We start from the raw sequence: 22288 nt of genomic DNA on the forward strand, positions 1-22288 counted from the left end.
ATCGATCGATGTACAAGTGCCCGCCTGGGGAAGCTCCGTTCCCGCCCTGATCGTGAAGATCGGGCACACACGAGCGGCTCGACAGCCACCGGTTCGAGTGTTTCCAAAAATGCCAGCAGGGAGTGACAACCTCCCGAAAGGGCAACGGCCCTTTCAGGAGATAAGGTTAGTCAGAAATCAGGACTTCTTGTCGTCAGCCGCTTTGTCGCTCGGGTTGGCGATCAGGGCCTTGAGCTCTTTGCTCATCGGGAAGTTCAGGTTCAGGCCTTTTGGTGGAATTGGCTGCATGAACCATTTTTCGTAGATCTTGTTGATCTCGCCCGATTTGTAGGTCGCGACGATCGCGTCATCCACAGCCTTCTTGAACGGTGCGTCGCCCTTGCGGACCATGCAGCCGTAGATTTCGTAGGACTGTGGTGTACCGGTGACGGCCCAGTCATCGGCTTTCTTGGCCTTGGCCGCTTCACCGGCCAGCAAGGCGTCATCCATCATGAACGCAACGGCACGACCCGATTCCAGCATCTGGAAGGACTCGCCGTGGTCTTTGGCGGAGATGACGTTCATGCCCATCTGCTTGTCGGCGTTCATCGACTTGAGGATGCGCTCGGACGTGGTGCCCGCAGTGGTCACGACGTTCTTGCCCTTGAGGTCGTCGAAGTCCTTGTACGCGGAGTCTTTCTTGGTCAGCAGGCGGGTGCCGATTTCGAAGATGCCGACGGAGAAGTCAACTTGTTGCTGACGTTCCACGTTGTTGGTGGTGGAGCCACACTCGACGTCCACGGTGCCGTTCTGCACCAGCGGGATACGGGTCTGCGAAGTCACGAGGTTGTATTTGACCTGGAGGTTGGGCATGTCCAGGTCTTTCTTGATGGCTTCGACGATTTTCATCTGGATATCGTGGGAGTATCCCATCGGCTTGCCGGAGGCATCCGCGATATAGGAAAACGGAATGGAAGCGTCACGATGCCCGAGGGTGATGGTGCCGGACTCTTTGATCTTCTTCAGTGTGCCGGTGAGCTCGGCAGCGAAAACTGGAGTGCTAATCAGAGCGGCAGCAATGGCTGCGCCCAGGAGATGGGGAACGATGCGCATCAAATTTTCCTCGACATTGTTTTTTTTATGGAGCCAGTTCATCGGCCCTTTTGTGCTTCGAATGACTGGCAGCTCGTGAAGAGCGGGGCAACTCGCATTCGTCCAAGAGTGTAGAGCATGACTCGTGCCAGGCCAGGCGAGATAGATCAAACCATTGATTTATAAGAAGAATAAATATTTATGGCAGGGTTTTTTGCGAAAGATAATCCGGTTAACCGAATCGACCGATAGGTCGCGTTCGGAAAACCGAATGCAATCGCTGTCCCGCAAAGGGTGTGTTTGCCTGGGGGAATGCAAAAAGCCCCTGAATCGTGAGATTCAGGGGCTTTTGTTTTACCGGGCTACCGATCAGGCCGCTTCGATCTTGCTACGGTTTTGCTCGACCTTGCTCAAGTAATCCGCCAGTTTCTGCTGTTCTTCCGGGGTGGTGAACAGGCCCAGCTTGCTGCGGCGCCATAGGATGTCGTGCGCGGTCGTCGCCCATTCTTCGCTGCACAAGTAGTCGACTTCACGGGTGTATAGCCCGCCGCCGATGTGCTCGCCCAAGTCGCTGAGGTTCTGCACGCCTTCGAGCATGCGCCAGGTGCGGCTGCCATAGGTGGTGGCCCAGCGGCGGGCGATCTCGGTCGGCACCCAGTCGTACTTGTCGCGAATCAAGGCGCACAAGGCCTGCGGGGTGGTCATGTTTTCACCGCCCGGCAGGGTGGCGGTGGCCGTCCAGCTTGGCTTGATGTGCTTGAAGTACGGAGCGAGTTGAGCCAGCGCCGACTCGGCCAGCTTGCGGTAAGTGGTCAGCTTGCCGCCGAACACCGACAGCAGCGGCGCTTCTTCGCCGGTGCCGGACAGCGCCAGGGTGTAGTCGCGGGTGACGGCCGACGGGTTGTCGGATTCGTCGTTGCACAGCGGGCGAACCCCGGAGTAGCTGTGCAGGATATCCTCGCGGCTGATCTGCTTCTTGAAGTGAGCGTTGACCACTTTGAGCAGGTAATCGGTTTCGCCTTCTGTAATCGCCACTTTGGCCGGGTCGCCGGTGTACTCACGGTCGGTGGTGCCGATCAGGGTGAAGTGGTTCAGGTACGGAATTGTGAAGACGATGCGCTGATCTTCGTTTTGCAAAATGTGCGCGTGTTCGCCTTCGTACAGCTTCGGCACGATCAGGTGGCTGCCCTGGATCAGGCGGATGCCGTACGGCGATTCCATCTTCAGGTCGTCACGAATGAACTTGGCGACCCAAGGGCCGGCCGCGTTCACCAGCGCCTTGGCGCGAATCGAAAACAGGCTGCCATCGGCGCGTTCCAGGTGCAGGTGCCACAAACCCTTGGTGCGACGCGCGCTGACGCAACGGGTCTGGGTGTGGACGTGGGCGCCTTTCTCGCGGGCGGCCATGGCGTTCAACACCACCAGGCGCGCATCGTCGACCCAGCAGTCGGAGTATTCGAAGCCCTTGGTGATTTCGCTTTTGAGCGGGCTGTCGGGACCGAACTTCAGGCTTTTCGAACCTTCCAGTTTTTCCCGCTTGCCGAGGTGGTCATACAGGAACAGGCCTGCGCGGATCATCCATGCCGGGCGCAAGTGCGGCTGGTGCGGCAGCACGAAACGCATTTGCTTGACGATGTGCGGAGCCTTGGCCAGCAGCACTTCGCGCTCGGCCAGTGCTTCACGCACCAGACGGAATTCGTAATGTTCCAGATAGCGCAAGCCGCCGTGGATCAGCTTGCTGCTGGCCGACGAGGTGTGGCTGGCCAGATCGTCCTTTTCACAAAGGAAGACCGACAGACCGCGACCGGCGGCATCTGCTGCGATCCCCACGCCATTGATCCCGCCACCGATGACGGCAACGTCGTAGACCTCAGCGAGAGGGGGCGTAGGCAAGGTAGAAGTGGGCATCGGCAGGCCTCGGGCTTTTTGATTTTCTGTATTGGAATTCGAACATTAATGTTCATTTGCGAAAATGGTAGCCCATAAAGCCGCCCACAGCCAGTCAACTTCGATTGAAAATACTGATCGAAGGGCGGCTAAAGGAAAATTTCCGAACATTTAAACGCGCGATAAGGCGCAAGAAGTGTGTTGCACAGGCGATCGCCATCGCGGGCAAGCCCGCTCCCACAAGGTTTTAAACGGTCCTTGTGGGAGCGGGCTTGCCCGCGATGGCGTCGGTATGAATGACGAAGATCTGAAGGGGTTAAACGACTTCCAGTCGAATCTTGTGCTGACTCAGCAACTGCGCCAACGCTGGCGATGGCTGCTGATCGGTCACCAGGCAATCGATCAGGCTGATCGGCCCCAGGCGAATCATGGCGTTGCGCCCGAATTTGCTGGAGTCCGCGGCCAGAATGACCTTGCGTGCATTGGCGATGATCGCCTGCGACACCCGCACTTCCTGATAATCGAAGTCCAGCAGGCTGCCGTCCTCATCGATGCCGCTGATACCGACCAGCGCAAAGTCGACCTTGAACTGATTGATGAAATCGACACTCGCCTGACCGACGACACCACCGTCGCGCCGCACATTGCCGCCAGTGAGCAGGACGTCGAAGTCGTCCTTGGCGCTGAGCATCGAGGCGACGTGCAGGTTGTTGGTGATGATTTTCAAATGATTGTGATTGAGCAGCGCCCGGGCAATCGATTCGGTGGTGGTGCCGATGTTGATGAACAGCGAGGCGTGATCAGGGATCTGGGCCGCAATGGCTTCACCGATACGCTGCTTTTCATCGCGCATTTGATCGGCGCGCATGGCGTAGGCGGTGTTTTCGACACTGGAATCGTAGGCTGCGCCGCCATGATAGCGACGCAACAAATTGGCTTCCGCGAGCTGATTGATGTCGCGGCGGATGGTCTGCGGTGTAACGACGAACAGCGTAGCCATTTCCTCGATGCTGACATAGCCGCGTTCACGGACAAGCTCGAGGATTTGTTGCTGACGGGGAGGCAGATTCATGGGGCTTCCTTTGGGCTGCCGTGCAAAATTTGCCCATGATGCCGCACGAATCCGCTCCCTGCCAGTTACATACTGATACGGGTCCTCAGCTTGGCTTATTCAGCACCCTCATGCGGTTCCCAGTCACGGGTGCGGCTGACGGCTTTTTTCCAGCCGGCATAGAGTTTTTCCTTGGCGGTTTCGTCCAGATTCGGTTCGAACTCGCGCTCGATGACCGCCTTGCCGCGCAACTCGTCCAGGCTACCCCAGAAGCCACACGCCAGGCCGGCCAGGTAAGCGGCGCCCAGTGCAGTGGTTTCGCGCATTTGCGGGCGCTCGACTTGCGTGCCGAGGATGTCGGCCTGGAACTGCATCAGGAAGTTATTCGCCACCGCGCCGCCGTCCACGCGCAGGGATTTCAGGCGTTCGCCGGAATCCTGTTGCATGGCGTCCAGCACGTCGCGGGTCTGGTAGGCGATCGATTCCAGCGCTGCGCGGATGATGTGATCCACGCGTACGCCGCGGGTCAGGCCGAACAATGCGCCGCGGGCATACGGGTCCCAGTACGGCGCGCCCAGACCGGTAAAGGCCGGCACCAAGTACACGCCGTTGCTGTCCTTGACCTTGTTGGCGAAGTATTCGGTGTCGTGGGCGTCATTGATGATCTTCAGTTCATCTCGCAGCCATTGCACGGTCGAACCGCCATTGAACACGGCGCCTTCGAGCGCGTAAGCCACTTCGCCACGTGGACCGCAAGCGATGGTGGTCAGCATGCCGTGCTTGGATTTTACGGCCTTGTCGCCAGTGTTCATCAGCAGGAAGCAGCCGGTGCCGTAGGTGTTCTTCGCCTGGCCTGGCTCGACGCACATCTGGCCGAACAGGGCGGCTTGCTGGTCGCCGGCGATACCACCGATGGCGATGCCGCTTTTGGTGTGGCCATAGATTTCGGAGGAGGATTTAACTTCCGGCAGCATTTCGCGCGGAATATCCAGCACCTCCAGCATCTTCGCGTCCCACTCCAGGGTGTGGATGTTGAAGAGCATGGTGCGCGAGGCGTTGGTGTAGTCGGTGACGTGCACCTTGCCGCCGGTGAATTTCCAGATCAGCCAGCTGTCGATGGTGCCGAACAGCAGTTCGCCATTGCGCGCACGCTCGCGGCTGCCTTCGACGTTGTCGAGGATCCACTTGAGCTTGGTGCCGGAGAAGTACGGGTCGGTGACCAGGCCTGTGGTGTCGCTGATGTATTGCTCATGGCCGTCGCGCTTGAGTTGCTGGCAGATCTCGGTGCTGCGGCGGCACTGCCAGACGATCGCGTTATAGATCGGGCGGCCAGTGGTCTTGTCCCAGACCACGGTGGTTTCGCGCTGGTTGGTGATGCCGATGGCGGCGACCTGATCGTGATGCAGGCCGGCTTGAGCCAGGGCCTCGACCATCACGGCGCTTTGGGTGGCGAAGATTTCCATCGGGTCGTGTTCAACCCAGCCGGCTTGCGGATAGTGCTGTACGAATTCGCGTTGGGCGGTGCAGACCACGTTCGCGTCGCGGTCGAAAATGATCGCGCGGGAGCTGGTCGTACCCTGATCGAGGGCAATGATGTAGTTCTTATTCTGAGTGTCGGTCATGTCGATTGCCTTGGACGAAAAAAGGGAGAGGGATCAGGCGCGCAATCAATTGGGCAGGATCACGCGCCTACGGTATCAAGAAGTTCTTGGTTTGCCGTCAATGGCCGGTGTTGCGTCCGTTGTAGCAGGGATGGCGCCGGGCAGATGACGGGCAATCAGCCCGCGATAGGCGGCAGCGCCGAGGCAGGCACCGACAATCGGTGCAAAAATCGGAATCAGGAAGTACGGAATATCGCGACCGCCGGTGAGGGAAATTTCACCCCAGCCAGTAAAGAAAGTCATCAGCTTGGGACCAAAATCCCGTGCCGGGTTCATGGCGAAACCGGTCAGCGGGCCCATCGAGCTGCCGATCACGGCAATCAGCAGGCCGATCAGCAGTGGTGCCAGAGGGCCCTTTGGCAGACCGTTGTTGTCGTCGGTCAGGGACATGATCACGCCCATCAGGATCGCCGTGATGATCACCTCGACCAGGAACGCCTGCGCAGTGGACAGGGCCGGGTTAGGGAAGGTGGAGAACACTGACGCTAATTCAAGACTGGCCTGGGTGCCACGAACCATGTGGTGAGTTTGTTCGAAATCGAAGAAAAGGTTGCTGTACAGCGTATAGACCAGAAAGGCGCCGCAGAACGCGCCTGCGATCTGGGAGAGGATGTAGAACGGCAGTTTGCGCTTTTCGAAATCGGCAAAAATGCTCAACGCGATGCTGACGGCTGGATTGAGGTGAGCGCCGGAAACGCCGGCAGTCAAGTAAATCGCCATGCTCACGCCGACGCCCCAGATGATGCTGATTTCCCATAAGCCGAAGCTGGCGCCCGCGACCTTGAGCGCGGCAACACAACCGGTGCCAAAAAAAATCAGCAGCGCAGTGCCCAGAAACTCGGCCATGCATTGGCTGGAGAGCGACGGTTGTTGTAAAGCAGTAGTCATTGAAAACCTCGTTTTTTGTTGTTGTCTGGCGCTTCTTTCGTCATGGCCGAAGCGCGTTTTCCACCGAGGCAGAATCCCCATCCTGTTCTCGGCCTGCTACGGGTACTGCTGTGAGACATTTGGTGCGGTATTCAGATTCGAAAAAATATAGACAAGAAACGCTGCTGTCAAAGGTCGAAAGTGAACCATCAGTCATATTTCAACTATTAGTCACGTGAATGATCGCAACGTTCACGCAGTGGACTGATCGTGGACGAACGGCAAAACAAGCGGCCAGGCCTGTGAATGAGTGCCGCAATAGAGCCTTTTGCTGAACGATGGCCTAGAATTCAACGCAGTATTTTTCTACTGCCACCTCGTCTGGAGTTGTCATGACCCCCGCATTGGATTTGTTGAAAAAAGTTCGAGCCGAACATCGCGTGCACAGTTACGAACATGACCCGAAGGCTGCGTCCTATGGACTGGAGGCCGCGGAAAAACTGGGGCTGGACCCCGCGCAGGTATTCAAGACCTTGTTGGCCTCCAGTGAAAAAGGTGAATTGCTGGTCGCCGTGGTGCCGGTCGTCGGAAGTCTGGATCTCAAGCACCTGGCTCATGCGGCCGGCGTGAAAAAAGCGGAAATGGCTGATCCTGCCGCGGCACAACGCGCGACGGGTTATCTGTTGGGCGGCATCAGTCCGCTGGGGCAAAAGAAGCGCCTGCGCACCTTCATCGACAACTCGGCGCAGCCCTTCGCCAGCATTTTTGTCAGCGCCGGTCGACGCGGGCTGGAAGTTGAATTGGCACCGGCCGTGCTGGCTGAACATACCCAAGCGAAATTCGCCGACATTGGTCGAGCCTGAACCGCTGTATGGTGAAAAATTGCCTGCTCTGTCACTGGTATGGATTATCTGGCAACGACATGCTCGGTGGCCGGACATAAGGAGAAGTTCATGCAGCTAGCGTTTCATCAGGTCGACGCGTTCAGCGATCGGCCATTCAGTGGCAACCCGGCGATGGTCTATCGGCTCGAAACCTGGCTCGCCGATGAGTTGATGCAGAAGATCGCCGCTGAGCACAATCTCGCCGAGACTGCCTTCGTGGTGCGCGAAGGGCAGGGCTGGCACATCCGCTGGTTCACGCCGTCCACCGAAGTTCCGCTGTGCGGTCATGCGACCCTGGCGAGTGCCTATGTGTTGTTTGAGATCTACAAGGAGCCGGTCGAACGCCTGGACTTCATGTGCAAGTCCGGTCCGTTGAGTGTGAGTCGTGAGGGCGAGCGCTTGTGGCTGGATTTCCCGGCCATCGTGCCGTCAGAAGTGGGTGTGACCCTGGATGTCGAGCGCGCCTTGGGCGTCGAAGTGGTCGATGTGTTGGGTTCCAATGAATTGTTCGTGGTGCTGGAGTCCGAACAAGCTGTGCTTGATTGTCAGCCTGACATGGTCGCCCTGGCCAAACTGCCGTGGCCGGGCGCCATCGTCACGGCCAAGGGCAGTCGGCATGATTTCGTGTCCCGTTACTTCGCTCCGGCGATCGGCATCAACGAAGACCCGGTGACCGGCTCGACCCATTGCAGTCTGATTCCGTACTGGTCGAAGCGGTTGGGCAAGACGAGTCTCACCGCCTACCAGTGCTCGAAGCGAGGCGGGGAGCTGTTCTGTCGGCTGGAAGGGGATCGGGTGCAGATTGGCGGGCAGGCGACGCTGGTTGCGAGCGGAACGCTGATTCTCGGTTAACCACAGAACCAATGTGGGAGTGAGTAAGCTCGCTCCCACATTTTTTGTCCGTGTGTATCAGTTGACGGTGCTGTAGCGGCGCACGCCGGATTCGGTCGCTGGAATCTGCGCGGCCGTGCTGCCGGACGCCTGGAACAACACCAGATGTTCAGCCGCGACACGAATGCCCACTTCAGCCCCGACCAGATGATCGGCGTGGCTGGGGAAAATCGACTCCAGTTGCGCGCCGGTCGGCAGCTGCAAACGATAGAGCGTCGATGCACCCTGGAACGACTTGCCGACAATCCGCGCCTTCAATGCGCTGTCCGGCGCATAAACGATGTCGTCCGGGCGCAGCAATACGTCCACCGCACCGCCCACCGGCCAGGTGTAGGCACGGTTGCCGCGCAACTCACCCAACTCGGTCTGCACTGACTCCGGGCTGCTCAGCTGGCCGCGGATGAAATATCCCTGGCCGATGAAACTCGCCACATAGGGTGTCAGCGGTTCGTGATACAGGTTGTAGGGCGTGTCCCATTGCTCCAGGCGACCTTCCTTGAACACCCCGACATGATCGCTGACCGCGAAGGCTTCTTCCTGGTCGTGGGTCACCAGAATCGCACTGGTGCCACGGGCCTTGAGAATGTCACGCACCTCATGGCTGAGCTTGCGTCGCAGTTCGCCATCGAGATTGGAGAAGGGTTCGTCGAGCAGCAGCAATTGCGGTTCTGGTGCCAGTGCGCGGGCCAATGCGACACGCTGTTGCTGACCGCCGGACAGCTCGTGCGGGAAGCGCTTGCCAAGGTTTTTCAGGTTGACCAGTTCCAGCAATTCTTCGGTGACCCGTTCCTTTTGCGGATGCTTGCGGATCCCGAAGGCGATGTTCTCGGCCACACTCAAATGCGGAAACAGCGCGTAGTCCTGGAACACCATGCCAATTTGGCGTTTCTCCGGGGCAAGGGTGAAACCGGGTTTGGACAGGGTCTCGCCCGCCAAGGTGATTTCACCTTCGTGCACCGGTTCGAAACCGGCAATCGCCCGCAGCGTGGTGGTCTTGCCGCAGCCCGAGGAGCCGAGCAGGCAACCGATATCGCCGGCATTCAAATGCAGGTTGAGGTTCTGCACAACCCGCTGCTCTTGATAGCCGCAGGCGAGGTTGCGCAGGTTAAGCAGTAATGGATGACTCATGCGTGATGGTACGAAGGCGGGACGAGAAACTCGAGCAGGGCCTTTTGTGCGTGAAGACGGTTTTCTGCTTGATCCCAGGCGACCGAGCGCTTGTCGTCGAGCAGGTCGAGGCTGATTTCCTCGCCACGGTGAGCCGGCAGGCAGTGCATGAACAGCACGTCTTCGGCGGCCAGGTCGAGCAGGGCGCGGGTGACCTGGTACGGCGCGAACAGCTTCAGGCGTTTGGCGGTTTCTTCTTCCTGGCCCATGGAGGTCCAGACGTCAGTGCTCACCAGGTGGGCGCCGCGCACGGCATCCTGCGGATCGCGGACGATGGTCACGCGATCGCCGGCCTTGGCCACGAATTCCGCATTGGGTTCAAACCCTTCAGGGCAAGCAACGCGCAACTGGAAGTCGAACTGGATCGCCGCTTCTATATAGCTGTTGCACATGTTGTTGCCATCGCCGATCCAGGCCACAGTCTTGCCCTGGATCGAACCGCGGTGTTCGAGGAACGTCTGCATGTCGGCCAGCAACTGGCACGGGTGCAGGTCATCGGACAGGCCGTTGATCAGCGGGACGCGCGAATTGGCGGCGAATTCGGTCAGCGTGCTGTGGGAAAACGTGCGGATCATCACCGCATCGAGCATGCTCGACATGACAATGGCGGCGTCACCGATCGGTTCGCCACGGCCCAGCTGGGTGTCGCGCGGCGACAGGAAAATGGCCTGGCCGCCGAGCTGGATCATGCCCGCTTCGAAGGAAATACGGGTGCGGGTCGAGGATTTCTCGAAAATCATCCCCAGGACGCGGTTTTTCAGAGGCTCGAACAGTACGCCGCGGTTACGCAGGTCCTTGAGCTCAACGCCTCGACGGATCACGCTGACCAGCTCTTCGGGCGTGCAATCCATCAGGGAGAGAAAGTGCCTTGCGCTCATCATTGACTACCTTTTTGCAACAGACCGCAGATACTCAAAGCCTTGTTTAATTAAAAAAACGGGCGAGACCTGCGGCGTAAGCCGCACGGGGCGACGAAATAGGGGAAGGCGCGATCTTGACATTAAATGTCGCGTTTTTCCAATAGGCTACGGTGTTCGGGGATTTCAGAGGGGCTACGGGGTGACCGCAGTAGCGCATTTGAAGCCGGTTTCCTGACAGCAGCCCGTCATTTGTACACCGGGCTCGACGGGCTTGGCAATCAAGCAGGGCGGGGATGACGCTCTCTCGGTCGGTTTTTGACCTGGCATTCGCTCGCCGCCGAGACATGTGTCCGGTCTGAAACATTTGCTAATGCAAGGTGCTGGGTTATAACTAAGTCTCGAGCGACGCAGGAAGCATCGGAATGGAATCGAAAGAACAGCTATTAATGGATTTACTGAGCCTCACGGCCCGCTCACTGACTCACCTCACCGCCTCCATGACGTCGATGTCCTTCGAATTGATGCGCAGTGACGACGACGTTACCAAGGCTGCCGGTCGACGGATGATCGACCGCATGGCAACCATCAGCACCGGCCTTGATGAGCATTGGCGACTGATCGGCGAGCTCACGGGCGTGCACATCGCCCAGGAGCAGATCGAAACCATTCAAGAGATCCAGTTGCAGACGCCGCCCCCCGGGTTACCGCCGAACTGATCGTGCGCGGCCATCGGCTGGCCTGATAGTCAGCAATTCACGAGACGAACGTCGCTGGCGCAGGCGCGGGGCAGGCGCCATAGTTTTGTTCCCGCGGCCGACATTGCCCGCCCAGAACAAAACAGAGACTGGCCATGACCAAGACTCTCCATCACCGTGCTTGCCACCTGTGTGAAGCCATTTGCGGCCTGACCATCGAGACGTCCGAAATCGACGGCAACGGCGTGCAGATCACCTCGATCAAAGGCGATTCGCTGGACACGTTCAGCCGCGGGCACATCTGCCCCAAAGCGGTTGCCCTGCAAGACATTCAGAATGATCCGGATCGTTTGCGTCAGCCGATGCTGCGGGTCGGCAGCGAATGGCAGCCCATCGAGTGGGAAGACGCGTTCAGCCTGGTTGCTGAACGCCTCTCAGCGATTCAGGAGCGTCACGGGCAGAACGCGGTGGCGGTCTATCAAGGCAACCCCAGCGTGCACAACTATGGGTTGATGACTCACAGCAACTACTTCCTGGGACTGCTGAAAACCCGCAACCGGTTTTCCGCGACTTCGGTTGATCAGTTGCCTCATCACCTGACCAGCCATTTGATGTACGGCCACGGTTTGCTGTTGCCGATTCCGGACATCGATCACACCGATTTCATGCTGATTCTGGGCGGCAACCCGCTCGCGTCCAACGGCAGCATCATGACCGTGCCGGATGTGGAGAAGCGCCTGAAGGCGATTCAGGCCCGGGGCGGCAAAGTGGTGGTGGTCGATCCACGCCGCAGCGAAACGGCGGCGATAGCTGACCAGCATCTGTTCGTGCGCCCCGGTGGTGATGCGGCGCTGTTGTTCGGCTTGCTCAATACCTTGTTCACCGAAGGCCTGACCCGCGACAGTCATCTGCCGGTGGACGGTCTGGACGAAGTGCGTGAGGCGATTGCAACGTTCACGGCCGAAACCATGAGCCCGCTGTGCGCGGTGCCAGCGGAGCAGATCCGCCAACTGGCCCGGGATTTCGCGGCGGCACCGACAGCGGTCTGTTATGGCCGCATGGGTGTATCGACCCAGGCCTTCGGCACGCTGTGCCATTGGCTGGTGCAATTGATCAACCTCGTCACCGGCAACCTCGACCGCGTGGGTGGTGCGCTGTGCACCGAACCGGCGGTGGATCTGGTGGCTTCGACTTCGGGCGGGCATTTCAATCGATGGCAGAGCCGGGTGTCCGGGCGTCCGGAATACAGCGGCGAGTTACCGGTGTCGGCCTTGGCCGAAGAGATGCTTACCGGCGGGGAAGGGCAGGTTCGTGCGCTGATCACCGTTGCCGGCAATCCGGTCCTGTCCACACCCAATGGCCGGCAATTGGAACAGGCGCTGGACGGGCTGGAGTTCATGGTCAGCGTTGACCTCTACATCAATGAAACCACGCGTTATGCCGACCTGATCCTGCCATCGACTTCGGCGCTGGAAAACGATCACTACGACACCACGTTCAACGTGTTCGCGGTGCGCAACGTGACGCGCTTCAACCGGGCGATCCTGGCCAAACCCGAAGGCGCGTTGCATGACTGGGAGATTTTCGTCGGCCTGGCCAAGGCGTTCGCGGCGAAGACCGGCAAGGAGTTGAAACCGACCATTGCTCCCGCGCAGATGATTGATCATGGTTTGCGGATGGGGCTTTACGGCGATGCCTCGCCACACAAACTTTCGTTGGCGACGCTGTTCGATCACCCGCATGGCATCGATCTGGGCGCACTCAAATCCAACCTGACGCCGCGTCTGAAAACCGCCAACCAGCGAGTCCAGGCAGCGCCTGCCGTTATTCTCGCCGACCTGGCCCGCTTTGCCGCGCTGCAAGCACCGGTCGCCGACGAATTGCTGATGATTGGTCGCCGCCATGTGCGCAGCAACAATTCCTGGATGCACAACTATCACCGCTTGGTGAAGGGCAAGCCGCGCCATCAATTGTTGATGCACCCGGATGACCTGGCCAGCCGTGGGCTCGACGACGGACAGCGCGTAAGGGTCAGTTCGCGGGTCGGCGTGATCGAAGTTGAAGTGCTCGCCAGCCTGGATATGATGAAAGGCGTGGTCAGTCTTCCTCACGGTTGGGGCCATGCGCGCCCGGGCGTGCAAATGACCATCGCCAGCAGCCAGCCGGGTTCCAGCGCCAACGACCTGACTGACGAGTGCCAGCTTGACGAGTTGTCCGGCAATGCGGCGTTGAACGGCGTTCCGGTGACCGTGGTGGCGGCTTGATTGAGTCTGTCGGGGAGACCGAGCATGGCGCTCGGGTTTCCGTTACAATGCGCCACCGTGCCGACCTCTGAGTCGGAAAGTTCAGCCGAGGTGCTCCATGGATATCATCGAAACGATTAAAGAGCAGATTGCTAACAACACCATTCTGCTTTACATGAAAGGTTCGCCGAATGCCCCGCAGTGTGGCTTCTCCGCGAAAGCCGCGCAGGCCGTGATGGCATGTGGTGAAAAGTTTGCGTACGTGGACATCCTGCAGAACCCGGAAATCCGCGCGAACCTGCCAAAATACGCCAACTGGCCAACCTTCCCGCAATTGTGGGTCGGTGGCGAGCTGGTTGGCGGTAGCGACATCATGACTGAGATGGCTGCTGACGGTTCGTTGCAGAGCACGATCAAGGCCGCTGTTGAAAAAGCAGCTGCTGGCAAGACCGAAGCCTGAACCCCGGTCATTAAAAAAGCCCCGCCTCTTTAAAAGAGCGCGGGGCTTTTTATTGTCTCGAGTTTAGCGGGCGCTAACTTACTCGTCTTCGCCCATCTGCGATTGCAGGTAGTTCTCAAGACCGACTTTATCGATCAGGCCCAGTTGGGTTTCCAGCCAGTCGATATGTTCTTCTTCGGATTCCAGAATGTCTTCGAGCAGTTCGCGGCTACCGTAGTCGCCAACAGTTTCGCAATGAGCGATAGCGACTTTAAGGTCGGCATGGCCAGTGCGTTCGATGCGCAGGTCGCACTCGAGCATTTCCTGGGTGTGTTCACCGATCTGCAGCTTGCCAAGGTCCTGAACGTTCGGCAGGCCTTCGAGGAACAGGATGCGCTTGATCAGCTTGTCCGCGTGCTTCATCTCGTCGATGGATTCGTGGTACTCGTGCTTGCCGAGTTTATTCAGACCCCAATCTTCATACATGCGTGCATGCAGGAAGTATTGATTGATCGCGACCAGTTCATTGGCAAGGATCTTGTTGAGATGCTGGATGACTGTAATGTCGCCTTTCATGATGGGGTCCTGCCCTTTATTAGCTGTCTATATGGCGGAGTTTGAGTGGTGCAACTTAGGGTGTCAAACCTAAGTTATTGAAACTTATATGAAAATTAATCGGAATAAGAATGTTTGTGTTCCGCGTCTTGCGCGTAAGCGATTGATTTGCAGCCATAAAAAAACCGGACATCAAGTCCGGGTGATGACTGTTTCGCCCACATTGCTGGGCCTTAATAAAGCTATATTTGATAAGCGCTTACGCTTTATGGGGTTACACTGAAATTACCGGGGTTACACTGAAGTTATCACCCCGGTGTAACCCCGGAGAGCATGAGATGGACACCACATTCGGCTTCACCAAGGTCACTTTGGACGCTTTGCCGCTGCCAGAGGCTGGCAAGCGTTCCGTTTATTACGACGAACGGCAACCCGGGTTGCAGCTCCGCGTCACGGCCAAAGGCGTTAAAACCTTTTCCGTGTTTGGCCGCGTATCCGGTGGCAAACCGGAAAGGGTGTCCATTGGCCGATATCCAGCGATCACCCCGGAAGTCGCCAGGAAGAAAGCCAAGGCGATCATTGCTCAACTGGCCGTTGGCACCAGCCCGAACGCGATAGCGCGGGAAGGCAAGGCACCAACCTTGACCCTTGCGGTGGCGCTGACTGAGTACGTCGAGACGCAAACCCGCGATGATGATGGGCTGCCATTAAAGCCGCGCACCAAGGCTGACTATCTGGCGATGGTGAAACCCAGCCGGGTGACGGCGGCGGGCAAATCCACCAAGGGCGGTCTGCTGCGCAAACTGGCGGGTAAATCAATCCACGCCATCACTGCCGCCGAAATAAAAACTGTGAACGCGGACAATAAAATGCATCGCGGTGAGCGCCAAAGCGCTTACGCGCTGCAAGTGCTGAAAGCGGTTTTGAATTTTTACGGGGTCAAGATCAAGGACAGCCCATTTAGTCTGGATACACCCAAGGCCGGGCGCGTGACGATTCCCAAGACGCGAGCCGCCGACGACGCCCCGGTGACGAAACTGATGGAACACCTCGGGCACTTCTGGCGGGCGCTGAGCGCGGTGGAGTCACCCGTGGGCGACTACTTGAGGTTCCTGCTGCTGACCGGCTGCCGCCCCGGTGAACCGCTGATAGTGCCGGTGGCTGACTGTGACTTGGTTAAAGGCAAGGTGCTACTGCGCGATACCAAGACCCGCACCGATCACACATTGTGGCTCAGCACCCAGGTGCTGGAAATCGTCAAACGCAATGTCGAAGGCAAGTCACCCGAGGAAAGTTTGTTCGCTATCAGCAACACGGATGCCCACGCACTGGCGCACGAACTGGTGGCCGCGACTGGCTTGGCGTTTACGCCTAAAACCTTGCGCGCCGTGTTTGCGTCAATCGCCAGCGATTTGGTGACCGTTAGCACTTACCGGCGCATCATGAATCGCGGCAAAGGCAGCGTTGACGATAAAAATTATATTAAGAAAATGGAAAGCCAGTTGCGCGACGGCTGGCAAAAAGTCGCTGACTATATCGAGGCGACTTCTGCCGATAACGTGGTGCCACTGTTTAAACTTAATTAAAATTAAAGGCCCGTAAAGGGCCTTTTTATTAGTGCCAGATAAACGGTAAGGTCAAATAAAACCTAAACTTTCAATATCTTAACCTTGCACTTGTAGCGATGTTGTATTACCACAATACAATAATTGCTCAGTCGCTACCTTGTTGCCAAGCCTTACTCGGCATAGTCTGAGATTGTCACTCATCACCGGCGATTATGGGGTTTGAAATGAACGAGAAATATGCCACTGCTGATGCGGCCTTGTACCTCGGTTTAAAGCCGGGAACGCTGCAAATCTGGCGCTGCTTGAAGCGTGCACCGGCGCCTGCCTATATCAAAATGGGCAACCGGATTTATTACCTTAAAAAAGATTTGGACGCCTATATTGAAAGTCAGCGTGTGGAGTCGGTGTAAGTGGCTAACTTCATTAAAGTCTGCTGTGGCGGACTGGTTTTCTTAGGCGCGTAAACAAAGGAGTGCGCTGCAAAATTGAAAACCATTATGGATACTAAATAAAAATCCTCTCGACGAAGCCATTATCGAGAGGATCTTCAAGTTGGATGCACCGAAAGCAACCGAGGTCAGTTTAACCCCGGTGGCAGTATTAAGGCAACACGGGGAGTTACACATGACCAGCACTTCCATACACCACTTCCTGCCTCTCGACTTCAAAGGTCCAGGCGCCTATAAGGCGCTGGCGGTCATCGGTGACAGTTACACCGGTATCGCATGGCCTGCCGTCGATCACACGCAAGAAGCGCAGCACTTCCACGCACAGCTCGTATTGAACCGCGCCCCCGAATCAGAAGAGCGTCAAACGCTCGGATGCCTCATCCAAGAGGCGATAGAGCGCGAGCTGGACGCTGATGTTGCGTTCAATGAAGCAGCCTACAGCATTGACTACGTGCAGCCTGAGCCGGGCAGGAACTTCGATTACCTGAACGGTCGAGTCATCGACGTTGATAGAGTTCTGCTGGATGATCCAGAACAGCGTGCCGACGACGAACTTGAAGGGATCTTGGCTGACGCGCCACCTGTCATGAATTCTTACATGGATTGGCAAAAGATGAATGCTTTTCGGGTGCATCCGACCTTCGCGCTATTTAGTGTGCTGCTTTTTATCCAAGCATTTATCGGGCGCAATGTCAGGTTGCCGCGTGACCTTCGTATCAACTTGTGGATGCTATTGTTTGCGCCCTCTGAATCCGGTAAAGGCGCTGCGATCAATTTGGCAGAAGCAGCACTGAAACAACTGGGGGATAAAAAGATATTCGCCGCCGTGCCGAATTTTACCAATCGTTTTGGTTCGCCGGAAGGCATGCTGTGGCAGCTCTCCAAAGTTCAGCAAGTGGTCTGGACCAATGAAGAAATGGTCAAGGTGTTGATAAGTCTCACGTCAGCCCAGCCGGGTACGGCGCAATACAACATGGCGACCTTACTGATGGAACTGCATGATGCCGCGACGAAAGCGTATATGGCCCCGATTCAGTATTCAGGCCACGATAAAAGATCCAAGGAAATGCCGCCGCTGGTTCATCCGTTCTTTGCGGCCATAGGGCAAGGTGTCATTGGTAACATCGGCAATCTCAATGCAGCGTCAACGGTGGATGGCTTGCTTAACCGGTTTTTGATGTTCGTGGTAGAGGGGTTGCCGCCTATTGGGCGTTGCCAGCCAGTTACAGCACTACCGGACAAAGTGACGAAATGGGGGGCGGCGATTCAGGCGAAGAAGTTTGTCGAATTCTTTAATCCCGACGCGCCCCCGTCGACAGGGGAGCCGCATGTACTGGAAGTCTACCCTCAGTTCGAAAACGACTGGAAACGGGAAAACCAATATGGCGCGGAGCAGGCGCAGGATTTGCCGGGGATATGGGGACGGTACGCAGAAAAAGTCCTGCAAGTCGCCATGCTCTACGCACTCACCGATTCGATGAATATTACACCTGAGGGTTTTGCATGGGCTGTACGTCTGGTGCGTTGGTCCGTCACCACATTCGCCCGGAAATTTGAGTGCGAAGGTGGCGGCGCGGCTGACGTTACCGGGAAAGTACGTAATGCATTATTAGCTTTTTTCAAAAAGGATAAAGCGGCCTATATCCTAAAGCAGAAGGGGTATTTACCTTCTGGTTTCATTGCGCAGAATTGCCGCCCGTGGAAGGACCATCCCAGGGAGCGCGCCGTCGTAGTCAAGGCGCTGGTGGAAGATGGGTTGATTCAGGAAATACCTTTAGATAACGACGGGAAGGGTTATCGCCTGCTCTAGACAGTTAGACAGGCATTAGACAGGGGGGTGTCTAGGGCTGAAAGCCACAGCCCATATGGGTTATAGATAGCTGTTAGACATATAGACAATATATATATATGTATACAGACTAATTACTTTGTTTTTCTGGTTTTTGTGTGGGTGAGTATAGGGGCTGGTGTCTATGTCTAAAGCCCCCCCAAAAAAACCGGCCCGTATGGGCCGCAGCCCTAGACATCCCCCTGTCTATGGGGCTGTCTAGGGGGGTGTGCTGTCTAGGGCGTGGAGGTGCATCATGTTGAAACCAAAGCTGTTAGTACACGCAAGTCAGGCCCGGACCATCGACAACCCCTGTGAGGTCGAACGGCTGCTTGGTCAAGGCTGGTTGCTGGCAAAGCCGAAGCCGAAAACCAAGATGGCAGCCAGAATGCGGTTGTTGCGAAATCGTCGCACTGTTGAAGGCTGGGTGCCCTTAAGCTTTTGGTTGTCGCCGGGAGATGTTGCTGCTGTGAAGGCTGCGCTACGCTCCAATGAAAGCTACGCCGAGTTGTTAATTCGCTTAGTGCGCAAACAAAGTTTGCTATAACTAATCGCGTGCGTTGTAACTTACAAATAGAATTCCGGGGAAACGGCAATGGCATCCCGTAAACCTTTTCAGATCAAGCAACGTCACCGTAAGGGTTGTTGCTTTCGGCTGGCGTGGCTCGGGCTGATGAAATCAACAGAACGTATGGTGATGGTGCACGGCATTGTTAACGGACCCGATAACACGCGGATACCGCACGCTTGGCTTGTGGGAGAAAATTTTTATTATGACGTGGTGTCGGATCGGTTTTTTACTATGGATGACTACATTCACTGTTTCGCTGCAGAGTTATGCAAAGTTTACGCGAAGGATGAAGCGGCAGTGCTGTTGCACACAAAAGGCCACTACGGCCCCTGGTAAAAACCACGGAAACGGATCCTTGATCCGCTATTTAAGCTAGTGAAAGGTCCGACTTAGAGCCTCGAACCATTTGTGGGGTTACAGCCGGGTCACGAAAGGGCCAGAAGCGCTATGGTGAACCTAGGCGGAATACAGGCTACAAACACATGAAAAATGGGTCTTTTTCGGTGTTTTTCTACTGTTTCGAGAGGTTAAAAGGCATGGCTGATGAACTTATGGCTTCATTCTTGAGTGAACAGAGCGACCATAGCTTCGCGAACTGGCGCTTGTGGTGCGTCGACCACGCCGAACGCCCTGGATCTTTCACTGAGTTCGTCGAGCGGCTTGAGCGGGCTTGTCAGGCCCTCAAGCGTCAGAAACGCCTGCGAGGCCCTTTTGTGTTGATATTGCCACGACGCTAAAACGCCCCACAAACGATTTGCGGGGCCTTGCCGGGCCATTATTGAGACAGAGAACGAATGAAAAAGCTCACTCCTGATACCGCTGAAGAGAATGAACTTCATAGGCTGCTAGCCTTGGCAGTCGATGGCGACCTCGACGCACTAGATGCCGCCGTCGAGCTGGCTGAGCGGATGGTACTCATACAACTGACGTCCGCACCATCTGGTGCCCGCGAAAGGTGATGACAGATGCAAACCACAGCAGGATCAACAGAGCTCGACGACCAGACCCGAGAACGGCGCCTCGGCTCCGAACTGTGGGCCAGGACGAAACCCCTGCTCGATGAACGTGACGCGTTGCGGGCCGAAGTCCAAAGGCTCCGGGCCGTGGTGCCCAACGACGCCCACGCCCGCCAATGCCGCACTCAAGCCATCGAGGACTTGATTCTACTTGCACTCGAAAACGCGACATTGCGTGCGGCTGTTGTCGAGGCAATACCTTGCCACCGTATCGGCTTGGTGATAAAGCACCTACGCAAACACACTGATCGTTACGAGATTGAGAGGGCGCCCTGCCACAAGACAGTCAAAGCAATATTGCAGAAATATGGTTACTTGTGACCACAAGTTAATTTAATAACACCCAACCCTATTGCACCACAAGAACATCGGCGCACACTTCGATTACAACCAATCGGAGAACCAACATGTCTGCCGAACTTGCCACCGAAACGAAAAAGAAATTCCGGCCACTTGATCCCATCTGCCTGTCTTTCGAGGATTATCGCTACGTCCGGCACTGCGCGATAGTTCCGCGTGATACCGATCCTCAGATGCTTACCGAGTCGGGCTTGTGGCTTTCTGTGGCGCACCGCCTACACCCTCTCGACAGGATCTGCGTCGTTTATGAAGACCGCTCTGCTATGGCCGAGCTGATGGTGTTGGAAGCCAGTCAAAGTTTCACCAGTCTGGTGATGCTGAGCTATACCAAGTTGCCGGGTATTATCTCTGACGGTTCGGAAGCGCTGATTAACTTTGAGATTTTTTATTCGCAAATGGATGGTTATTGTGCCCGCAGGCTTTCCGATTCGGTTTTGATTGTGAAAGGCGCTACATCGAAGGAAAAAGCGATTGAAGAACTTAAGTCGCATCCAAGTTTCAAGGCTGAGTAAGATGGACAACACCGAAATTTATCGTCGACTGCAAAACTTGGCGCGCAATGTCCAAGCCATCAGGATGCCGTTGGATCGTTTGATTGAGTTGGCATGGCGTGGTGCAGAAACCAAACCGGATAAACCCGCAATCGCAGGTTTACTGCGTACCGAAGCTGCCCAACGAGAACTCTCACTGAACTGGGAGAGCATTTTATACAGGCATATCACTGGCCAGTTCATCCTGATCTGCACGGCACTACCAGATAACGCAAAAGATGCCCAGGCGCTGACGATGCGGCGTTTAAACAACAGCCGTGAAGCGTGCAGTTTCTGCAACTTGGTCGAAGGTAGCTATGCGACAACTGAACTTGTCGTCGCCAAGACTCCGGTGGGGATACCGATTCCGACAGAGCGTGTGCATCCGCGTTGCCAATTGACATGGCAACGGCTCAAGTTGATCGCGCAAACAGCACCGGTGAAGGCGTCACTATTATGAAACTGCCATTACCCACGTACCACCACTTCCCCAATTTTTACTCAATCGCCGAGGCCGTCAGCATGTTCGCAAAAAAAATCGAGGAGGCCATTAAAAGCCTGACAGCAGAGCCCAACATTAGATTTCACAGTGAGAAGCATTTGATCCAGCTTGTGATGTACGCGGCGGGTTTACTTATGTGCGAAGACAGTTTTAAAGATGTTGAAGAATACCTCAGCGATAACCTCGGGGTCATTTTGCGAGATTACGGGAGTTTGACTAATGTCTAACGACCTCGACACATTAAGCGCCGGTGAACTGCAACCGTATAACCCTGGCCAGCCGCTACAGGATCTCCAGCCGCTGGCGCCCGCGCCCGACACCTGGGGGCGCACCGACCTGGATGAATACACCCGGCCACCGCAAAGCCAAGGCCAAACGTTGTTCGGTAGCGCCTTGCCGGCTGGGGCATCACCAAGCCAAGTTCAATCCATGTTGGGCCAGTTGGGCGGCGTTTTCCTGCATGACATGAGTTCCCTTGGGTATCCGGCGCACATGGTGCAAGCCGCACTCGCCTTTGTAAACGACCACGCGCTTAAACCGCCGTATCAAGTAACGCGGAATCACAATTTTGAACTTCACGGAAATAATGATTACCTCGGAAATGCGTTTGGCAACATGGTGCAAACCCTATCGGGATCGCTAAAGGCTAAACAGCAATTCGTCGATACATGTTTGCAATGGTTAACAAAGGCTACAGCGCAACTGAATAAACCTGACGGGGGTCGGGTGACAGCGCCAAGGACGGCACCTAACTCTTCAACAGAAGCGCTATTGGCCCAACTGAGTGACGCGGACTACGCCAAGGTCATTAAGATCAATGAACAGGCGCGGGTGCAAACAATGAGCACCCTTGAGGCCAAGTATGGGCCCTATACGGCACAAAATATGGTCGCTTTAGCCCAGGCACACTTGGACAAGATGACACCAGCGGAACGCCAGCACTTCGACCAATTTACCGGAAACTGGGTACACGCCATGAACACGCCGGAAATTATCGAAGGCCTATACAATATGGCGGTGGGCGCAGGTAGTATCGGAACGGACGGCGCAAGTATCGGGCAGGAAATAGCAGCTTTCGAGGCCATGCTAAAGATCCCAGCCGAGCGACAAAAATATATGCGTGACCCCCAGATGCAAGCGAGGCTGCGCGAACTTTATTCGCGTCGAGGTAGCTGACATGCAACCGAAAAAAT

24 protein-coding genes are annotated in these 22288 nt (G+C 56.4%); 15 read left to right on the forward strand and 9 right to left on the reverse strand.

What is annotated here, in order from left to right; all coding sequences use genetic code 11:
- Positions 1-177 precede the first annotated feature (177 nt).
- The 5 genes from BLQ41_RS11200 to BLQ41_RS11220 all read right to left on the reverse strand — a co-directional run bounded on the left by BLQ41_RS11200 (position 178) and on the right by BLQ41_RS11220 (position 6558).
- On the reverse strand, positions 178-1092 hold the full coding sequence (locus tag BLQ41_RS11200; RefSeq protein WP_090188493.1) for a glutamate/aspartate ABC transporter substrate-binding protein: 915 nt from the start codon (positions 1090-1092) through the stop codon (positions 178-180).
- A gap of 348 nt (positions 1093-1440) precedes the next feature.
- Entirely contained in the window at positions 1441-2979 is a 1539-nt protein-coding gene (glpD, locus tag BLQ41_RS11205; RefSeq protein ID WP_090180674.1) for a glycerol-3-phosphate dehydrogenase, read from the reverse strand.
- A 295-nt stretch (positions 2980-3274) separates the two neighbouring features.
- The gene (locus tag BLQ41_RS11210; RefSeq protein WP_010457697.1) at positions 3275-4030 is read right to left on the reverse strand and encodes a DeoR/GlpR family transcriptional regulator; all 756 of its coding nucleotides are present in this window, start codon (positions 4028-4030) and stop codon (positions 3275-3277) included.
- 95 nt (positions 4031-4125) lie between these two features.
- The gene (glpK, locus tag BLQ41_RS11215) at positions 4126-5631 is read right to left on the reverse strand and encodes a glycerol kinase GlpK (protein ID WP_090180677.1); all 1506 of its coding nucleotides are present in this window, start codon (positions 5629-5631) and stop codon (positions 4126-4128) included.
- A gap of 75 nt (positions 5632-5706) precedes the next feature.
- Complete coding sequence (locus BLQ41_RS11220) at positions 5707-6558, reverse strand: MIP/aquaporin family protein (protein ID WP_090180680.1); 852 nt, start codon at positions 6556-6558, stop codon at positions 5707-5709.
- Between the two features lie 371 nt (positions 6559-6929).
- Here BLQ41_RS11220 and ybaK point away from each other — a divergent pair, with 371 nt between their 5' ends.
- Both ybaK and BLQ41_RS11230 read left to right on the forward strand, forming a co-directional pair.
- A complete protein-coding gene (gene ybaK, locus BLQ41_RS11225; RefSeq protein ID WP_090180684.1) occupies positions 6930-7400 on the forward strand; it encodes a Cys-tRNA(Pro) deacylase in 471 nt (156 codons plus the stop codon).
- Between the two features lie 90 nt (positions 7401-7490).
- Entirely contained in the window at positions 7491-8273 is a 783-nt protein-coding gene (locus tag BLQ41_RS11230) for a PhzF family phenazine biosynthesis protein (RefSeq protein ID WP_090180687.1), read from the forward strand.
- A 57-nt stretch (positions 8274-8330) separates the two neighbouring features.
- On the opposite strand, the gene BLQ41_RS11235 is transcribed toward BLQ41_RS11230, so the two are convergent.
- A complete protein-coding gene (locus BLQ41_RS11235) occupies positions 8331-9440 on the reverse strand; it encodes an ABC transporter ATP-binding protein (protein ID WP_090180690.1) in 1110 nt (369 codons plus the stop codon).
- Complete coding sequence (gene argF, locus BLQ41_RS11240) at positions 9437-10357, reverse strand: ornithine carbamoyltransferase (RefSeq protein WP_090180693.1); 921 nt, start codon at positions 10355-10357, stop codon at positions 9437-9439. Before argF ends, BLQ41_RS11235 begins: the two co-directional genes overlap by 4 nt.
- Before the next feature lie 404 nt (positions 10358-10761).
- Between argF and BLQ41_RS11245 the strand changes: the two genes are divergently transcribed.
- From BLQ41_RS11245 to grxD, 3 genes are all read left to right on the forward strand, one after another.
- Positions 10762-11055: a hypothetical protein gene (locus BLQ41_RS11245; protein ID WP_090180695.1), complete on the forward strand. Its 294-nt coding sequence runs from the start codon at positions 10762-10764 to the stop codon at positions 11053-11055.
- A 134-nt stretch (positions 11056-11189) separates the two neighbouring features.
- Positions 11190-13298: a molybdopterin oxidoreductase family protein gene (locus BLQ41_RS11250; RefSeq protein ID WP_090180697.1), complete on the forward strand. Its 2109-nt coding sequence runs from the start codon at positions 11190-11192 to the stop codon at positions 13296-13298.
- Positions 13299-13395: 97 nt separating this feature from the next.
- Entirely contained in the window at positions 13396-13737 is a 342-nt protein-coding gene (gene grxD, locus BLQ41_RS11255) for a Grx4 family monothiol glutaredoxin (protein ID WP_090180701.1), read from the forward strand.
- A 78-nt stretch (positions 13738-13815) separates the two neighbouring features.
- On the opposite strand, the gene bfr is transcribed toward grxD, so the two are convergent.
- A complete protein-coding gene (gene bfr, locus BLQ41_RS11260) occupies positions 13816-14292 on the reverse strand; it encodes a bacterioferritin (protein ID WP_090180704.1) in 477 nt (158 codons plus the stop codon).
- Between the two features lie 317 nt (positions 14293-14609).
- Here bfr and BLQ41_RS11265 point away from each other — a divergent pair, with 317 nt between their 5' ends.
- From BLQ41_RS11265 to BLQ41_RS11285, 5 genes are all read left to right on the forward strand, one after another.
- On the forward strand, positions 14610-15857 hold the full coding sequence (locus BLQ41_RS11265; protein WP_090180706.1) for a tyrosine-type recombinase/integrase: 1248 nt from the start codon (positions 14610-14612) through the stop codon (positions 15855-15857).
- A gap of 206 nt (positions 15858-16063) precedes the next feature.
- Entirely contained in the window at positions 16064-16249 is a 186-nt protein-coding gene (locus BLQ41_RS11270) for a helix-turn-helix domain-containing protein (protein WP_090180709.1), read from the forward strand.
- Positions 16250-16463: 214 nt separating this feature from the next.
- A complete protein-coding gene (locus tag BLQ41_RS11275) occupies positions 16464-18098 on the forward strand; it encodes a hypothetical protein (protein ID WP_090180712.1) in 1635 nt (544 codons plus the stop codon).
- 274 nt (positions 18099-18372) lie between these two features.
- Positions 18373-18663, forward strand: a complete 291-nt coding sequence (locus BLQ41_RS11280; protein ID WP_090180714.1) for a hypothetical protein — start codon at positions 18373-18375, stop codon at positions 18661-18663.
- A 48-nt stretch (positions 18664-18711) separates the two neighbouring features.
- The gene (locus BLQ41_RS11285) at positions 18712-19023 is read left to right on the forward strand and encodes a hypothetical protein (RefSeq protein ID WP_090180717.1); all 312 of its coding nucleotides are present in this window, start codon (positions 18712-18714) and stop codon (positions 19021-19023) included.
- 221 nt (positions 19024-19244) lie between these two features.
- Here BLQ41_RS11285 and BLQ41_RS11290 read toward each other — a convergent pair whose 3' ends face one another.
- Positions 19245-19526, reverse strand: coding sequence for a hypothetical protein (locus BLQ41_RS11290; RefSeq protein WP_157695008.1), 282 nt, complete (start codon positions 19524-19526; stop codon positions 19245-19247).
- A 126-nt stretch (positions 19527-19652) separates the two neighbouring features.
- Between BLQ41_RS11290 and BLQ41_RS11295 the strand changes: the two genes are divergently transcribed.
- The 5 genes from BLQ41_RS11295 (at position 19653) to BLQ41_RS11315 (ending at position 22271) form a co-directional block, all read left to right on the forward strand.
- Positions 19653-20024 carry a hypothetical protein gene (locus BLQ41_RS11295; protein WP_090180722.1) on the forward strand — a complete coding sequence of 124 codons (372 nt, stop codon included), beginning with the start codon at positions 19653-19655 and terminating at the stop codon, positions 20022-20024.
- Positions 20025-20110: 86 nt separating this feature from the next.
- On the forward strand, positions 20111-20575 hold the full coding sequence (locus BLQ41_RS30455; protein WP_157695009.1) for a hypothetical protein: 465 nt from the start codon (positions 20111-20113) through the stop codon (positions 20573-20575).
- Position 20576: 1 nt separating this feature from the next.
- Positions 20577-21053: a hypothetical protein gene (locus BLQ41_RS11305; protein ID WP_090180727.1), complete on the forward strand. Its 477-nt coding sequence runs from the start codon at positions 20577-20579 to the stop codon at positions 21051-21053.
- Entirely contained in the window at positions 21050-21322 is a 273-nt protein-coding gene (locus BLQ41_RS11310; RefSeq protein ID WP_090180730.1) for a hypothetical protein, read from the forward strand. Before BLQ41_RS11305 ends, BLQ41_RS11310 begins: the two co-directional genes overlap by 4 nt.
- Positions 21315-22271, forward strand: coding sequence for a hypothetical protein (locus BLQ41_RS11315; protein WP_090180733.1), 957 nt, complete (start codon positions 21315-21317; stop codon positions 22269-22271). Before BLQ41_RS11310 ends, BLQ41_RS11315 begins: the two co-directional genes overlap by 8 nt.
- The last annotated feature ends 17 nt before the right edge of the window (positions 22272-22288 follow it).

It is taken from the genome of Pseudomonas arsenicoxydans (assembly GCF_900103875.1).
GTDB classification, from domain to species: Bacteria; Pseudomonadota; Gammaproteobacteria; order Pseudomonadales; family Pseudomonadaceae; genus Aquipseudomonas; species Aquipseudomonas arsenicoxydans.

Bases quoted from the DNA above. Each gene is read 5' to 3' on its own strand.
- BLQ41_RS11200 (WP_090188493.1), bottom strand. From the start codon at position 1,092: ATGCGCATCGTTCCCCATCTCCTGGGCGCAGCCATTGCTGCCGCTCTG.
- glpD (WP_090180674.1), bottom strand. From the start codon at position 2,979: ATGCCCACTTCTACCTTGCCTACGCCCCCTCTCGCTGAGGTCTACGAC.
- BLQ41_RS11210 (WP_010457697.1), bottom strand. From the start codon at position 4,030: ATGAATCTGCCTCCCCGTCAGCAACAAATCCTCGAGCTTGTCCGTGAA.
- glpK (WP_090180677.1), bottom strand. From the start codon at position 5,631: ATGACCGACACTCAGAATAAGAACTACATCATTGCCCTCGATCAGGGT.
- BLQ41_RS11220 (WP_090180680.1), bottom strand. From the start codon at position 6,558: ATGACTACTGCTTTACAACAACCGTCGCTCTCCAGCCAATGCATGGCC.
- ybaK (WP_090180684.1), top strand. From the start codon at position 6,930: ATGACCCCCGCATTGGATTTGTTGAAAAAAGTTCGAGCCGAACATCGC.
- BLQ41_RS11230 (WP_090180687.1), top strand. From the start codon at position 7,491: ATGCAGCTAGCGTTTCATCAGGTCGACGCGTTCAGCGATCGGCCATTC.
- BLQ41_RS11235 (WP_090180690.1), bottom strand. From the start codon at position 9,440: ATGAGTCATCCATTACTGCTTAACCTGCGCAACCTCGCCTGCGGCTAT.
- argF (WP_090180693.1), bottom strand. From the start codon at position 10,357: ATGAGCGCAAGGCACTTTCTCTCCCTGATGGATTGCACGCCCGAAGAG.
- BLQ41_RS11245 (WP_090180695.1), top strand. From the start codon at position 10,762: ATGGAATCGAAAGAACAGCTATTAATGGATTTACTGAGCCTCACGGCC.
- BLQ41_RS11250 (WP_090180697.1), top strand. From the start codon at position 11,190: ATGACCAAGACTCTCCATCACCGTGCTTGCCACCTGTGTGAAGCCATT.
- grxD (WP_090180701.1), top strand. From the start codon at position 13,396: ATGGATATCATCGAAACGATTAAAGAGCAGATTGCTAACAACACCATT.
- bfr (WP_090180704.1), bottom strand. From the start codon at position 14,292: ATGAAAGGCGACATTACAGTCATCCAGCATCTCAACAAGATCCTTGCC.
- BLQ41_RS11265 (WP_090180706.1), top strand. From the start codon at position 14,610: ATGGACACCACATTCGGCTTCACCAAGGTCACTTTGGACGCTTTGCCG.
- BLQ41_RS11270 (WP_090180709.1), top strand. From the start codon at position 16,064: ATGAACGAGAAATATGCCACTGCTGATGCGGCCTTGTACCTCGGTTTA.
- BLQ41_RS11275 (WP_090180712.1), top strand. From the start codon at position 16,464: ATGACCAGCACTTCCATACACCACTTCCTGCCTCTCGACTTCAAAGGT.
- BLQ41_RS11280 (WP_090180714.1), top strand. From the start codon at position 18,373: ATGTTGAAACCAAAGCTGTTAGTACACGCAAGTCAGGCCCGGACCATC.
- BLQ41_RS11285 (WP_090180717.1), top strand. From the start codon at position 18,712: ATGGCATCCCGTAAACCTTTTCAGATCAAGCAACGTCACCGTAAGGGT.
- BLQ41_RS11290 (WP_157695008.1), bottom strand. From the start codon at position 19,526: ATGAAGTTCATTCTCTTCAGCGGTATCAGGAGTGAGCTTTTTCATTCG.
- BLQ41_RS11295 (WP_090180722.1), top strand. From the start codon at position 19,653: ATGCAAACCACAGCAGGATCAACAGAGCTCGACGACCAGACCCGAGAA.
- BLQ41_RS30455 (WP_157695009.1), top strand. From the start codon at position 20,111: ATGTCTGCCGAACTTGCCACCGAAACGAAAAAGAAATTCCGGCCACTT.
- BLQ41_RS11305 (WP_090180727.1), top strand. From the start codon at position 20,577: ATGGACAACACCGAAATTTATCGTCGACTGCAAAACTTGGCGCGCAAT.
- BLQ41_RS11310 (WP_090180730.1), top strand. From the start codon at position 21,050: ATGAAACTGCCATTACCCACGTACCACCACTTCCCCAATTTTTACTCA.
- BLQ41_RS11315 (WP_090180733.1), top strand. From the start codon at position 21,315: ATGTCTAACGACCTCGACACATTAAGCGCCGGTGAACTGCAACCGTAT.